5 protein-coding genes are annotated in these 2,492 nt (G+C 62.7%); 4 read left to right on the top strand and 1 reads right to left on the bottom strand.

Going from position 1 to position 2,492, the window contains the following annotated elements:
• Positions 1–70: 70 nt before the first annotated feature.
• Positions 71–433 (bottom strand): zinc ribbon domain-containing protein YjdM, encoded by a 363-nt coding sequence (locus B7G66_RS06855; protein ID WP_048858950.1) that lies wholly within the window; start codon positions 431–433, stop codon positions 71–73.
• A gap of 248 nt (positions 434–681) precedes the next feature.
• Here B7G66_RS06855 and B7G66_RS06850 point away from each other — a divergent pair, with 248 nt between their 5' ends.
• Genes B7G66_RS06850 through B7G66_RS06835 form a run of 4 tightly spaced genes read left to right on the top strand, consistent with a single transcriptional unit; the run spans position 682 to position 2,311 of the window.
• Positions 682–1,161, top strand: coding sequence for a hypothetical protein (locus B7G66_RS06850; RefSeq protein ID WP_052955174.1), 480 nt, complete (start codon positions 682–684; stop codon positions 1,159–1,161).
• Positions 1,162–1,191: 30 nt separating this feature from the next.
• Complete coding sequence (locus tag B7G66_RS06845; protein ID WP_081256634.1) at positions 1,192–1,452, top strand: CBU_0592 family membrane protein; 261 nt, start codon at positions 1,192–1,194, stop codon at positions 1,450–1,452.
• 25 nt (positions 1,453–1,477) lie between these two features.
• On the top strand, positions 1,478–1,867 hold the full coding sequence (locus B7G66_RS18680; RefSeq protein WP_231106266.1) for a DUF2171 domain-containing protein: 390 nt from the start codon (positions 1,478–1,480) through the stop codon (positions 1,865–1,867).
• Positions 1,868–1,879: 12 nt separating this feature from the next.
• Positions 1,880–2,311 (top strand): NUDIX domain-containing protein, encoded by a 432-nt coding sequence (locus B7G66_RS06835; RefSeq protein ID WP_048858946.1) that lies wholly within the window; start codon positions 1,880–1,882, stop codon positions 2,309–2,311.
• Positions 2,312–2,492: the final 181 nt, after the last annotated feature.

Below are 2,492 nucleotides of genomic sequence, written 5' to 3'. Positions count from 1 at the left end.
CCCTGCCGGGTCCGGGCAGCGCCCGGATGCTGCGCCTGTTATAAATGCAGCCTTCAGGCCAAATACGGGGTCAGGCTTTCTTTACGAATTCCGATTTCAGGTTCATGGCCCCGATCCCGCCGATTTTGCAGGCGATATTATGCCCGTCCGTCCCATCGACCAGACGGATGTTGCGGACCTTCGTGCCGCCCTTGATGACGGAGGACGCGCCCTTGACCTTCAGGTCCTTGATGACGGTCACGCTGTCACCATCGGACAGGGGGGTGCCATTGGCGTCGCGCACCACGTTCTGCGCCGCAGCATCCGCATCCGCATCCGTGTCGGCGGCGGCCTGCGGGTTCCATTCATGGCCGCATTCGGGGCAGATCCACAGGCCACCATCGGGATAGGCATGGGCACAGCCGCATTGCGGGCATTTCGGGTCGGTGTTCATTGTCGTCCTCGTCATCATCAGATGGCCGCAGCCATACCATAAACCCGGCCTTCGCACCGCTTGCCCGCCGGTCGCGGTGGCCATGACGCACATATTTTCCACAATATTATCAAACGTAATACAATTGAAAAAGGAACCATCCCGATGCTTGACCCCACGCGGCGAAGGCAGGCACCAATGGGCACGCACCTGGCCCGATCGCGATGGATATTCCACGGCGCAGGTCCAGGGCAGGAAGGAAACGACAGATGTACAAGGCCATGATACTGGCGGCGGTTTTTGGCGCGGCTCTTGCTGGTGTGCCGGGCGGTCCGTGCGCGGCGCAGACGGTGCTGGACGGCAGTGACGCCCATGTCGCAGGCGCGGCAGAGGCAATGAAAAAGGTCGCCGCCACCCTGAAACACCCGAACGATGCACGCTTCCGCCACCTTGCGGCCCATGATGCCGATGGTGCGGGCGTGGTGTGTGGCGAGGTGGCCGAAACCCCGGCCCGGGGCGCCCATTTCGCGCAGTTCGGTTATGTCGTCGGCCATGATGAGCCGATCGTGTTCGCCAACCGTCCCATCCCTGCCGTCATCCCCTTTGCCGAGGTCAATGGCTGGATCAATGACAGCGTCCATCTGGAGGACCTGGAGGAAATGGGATGCGCGCCCAAGGGCAGCTATCACACGTATAACGAGAAGCTGAACACCAAGATGAACCAGCGCAAGCAGTACGGCGTCAACTGACGTGCCGGCGCGTCAGGCGTGGGGTGGGGCATGACGGGCATGGACATCGCGGCCGACAGCATCGGTTTCGTCGGGTCGATCGTGATCGTGGTGCAATATTACCTCAGCCTGCGCGGGCGTATCGACACGACGGGCGTGGCCTATCCCCTGGGCAATCTGTGCGGCAGCCTGATGGTGATGGCCTCGTTATGTGTTCACTTCAACATGCCGTCACTGTGCATCGAAGCCTTCTGGAGCAGCGTTAGCCTGTACGGCGTCATTGCCGCGATGTGGCGTCGGATGCGGCAATAGCGTGCGTGGCCCGGCAGGGTTGTGATTGGCGGCGGCAGTCGGTACAGTCGGCTTTACCGCAAACATGATGCCGGGCCTGCCTGTCGTGGCCATGACAGGCGATGCGCCGGCCCCACCGGACCGGTGGGGGCATGCGTCCCGGCGGGATGGGCATGGCGCGGGCATTGATATGAAAGGACATGACATGGCTGATGTAACCCAACAGATGATAGGTCGTGACGTCATGGCATCCGCGGGTGGCCGCGTCGGGACATTAAGCGCGGTGACAGGCAATGGCATGATCCAGGTGACGGTTGATGGTCCCGCCGAAAGCATGTTCGAAATCCCGGCGGACTGGGTTGCCTCCATTGATGACAAGCGCCTTGTTCTGAATCATACGATCGAGGATGTGCAGTCCTATACCCCCACGCGCTGAGGGTATGGCGCGATGGCGCGGGAGGGTGTGGCGGATGCGCGCGTGGGATGTGGCGCGCTGGTACGTCGTGGCGATGGGCGCATCGTGCTGGTCTGTCGCCGCCGCCCGCCAGAGGCCGGGCATTGGGGCCTGCCGGGTGGCAAGGTGGAGTGGATGGAAACGGTGGAACACGCCGTCCGGCGCGAAGTGGCGGAGGAAACCGGCCTGGTGGTCCGCCTGTCGCGCCTGTTATGTGTCGTGAACCACATCACCCCGGCCACCGCGCGCGAAGATGCGTCGCACTGGGTTGCGCCTGTCTATCTTGCGACCCCGATCACCTCGGCGCGGGCGCTGTTATGTGAACCCGACGCCCTGTCGGCCGTCCGCTGGTTCGCGCTGGATGACCTGCCCACCCCGCTGACACTCGCCACACAGGTCGCCCTGCGCGCACTGGCGGAAACCTGAAAACCATGGTTTCCAAAGGGTAATACCCTTTGGTGGGGGCTCGGGGGCAAAGCCCCTGAATGCTGCACTTATAACAGTCGCACGATCCGGGCTCTGCCCGGACCCGGCAGGGAGCGCGCTCCCTGCACCCTGATCTGTTTAAGAAGTCATGGTTTCCAAAGGGTAATACCCTTTGGTGGGG

It is taken from the genome of Novacetimonas hansenii JCM 7643, assembly GCF_000964405.1.
Classification (GTDB): Bacteria; Pseudomonadota; Alphaproteobacteria; order Acetobacterales; family Acetobacteraceae; genus Novacetimonas; species Novacetimonas hansenii.
Note: the sequence above shows the minus strand (reverse complement) of the source record. Positions and strands in the feature narration are given on the sequence as shown.

Coding starts and splice junctions, on each gene's coding strand:
- B7G66_RS06855 (WP_048858950.1), bottom strand. CDS start 433: ATGAACACCGACCCGAAATGCCCGCAATGCGGCTGTGCCCATGCCTAT.
- B7G66_RS06850 (WP_052955174.1), top strand. CDS start 682: ATGTACAAGGCCATGATACTGGCGGCGGTTTTTGGCGCGGCTCTTGCT.
- B7G66_RS06845 (WP_081256634.1), top strand. CDS start 1,192: ATGACGGGCATGGACATCGCGGCCGACAGCATCGGTTTCGTCGGGTCG.
- B7G66_RS06835 (WP_048858946.1), top strand. CDS start 1,880: ATGGCGCGGGAGGGTGTGGCGGATGCGCGCGTGGGATGTGGCGCGCTG.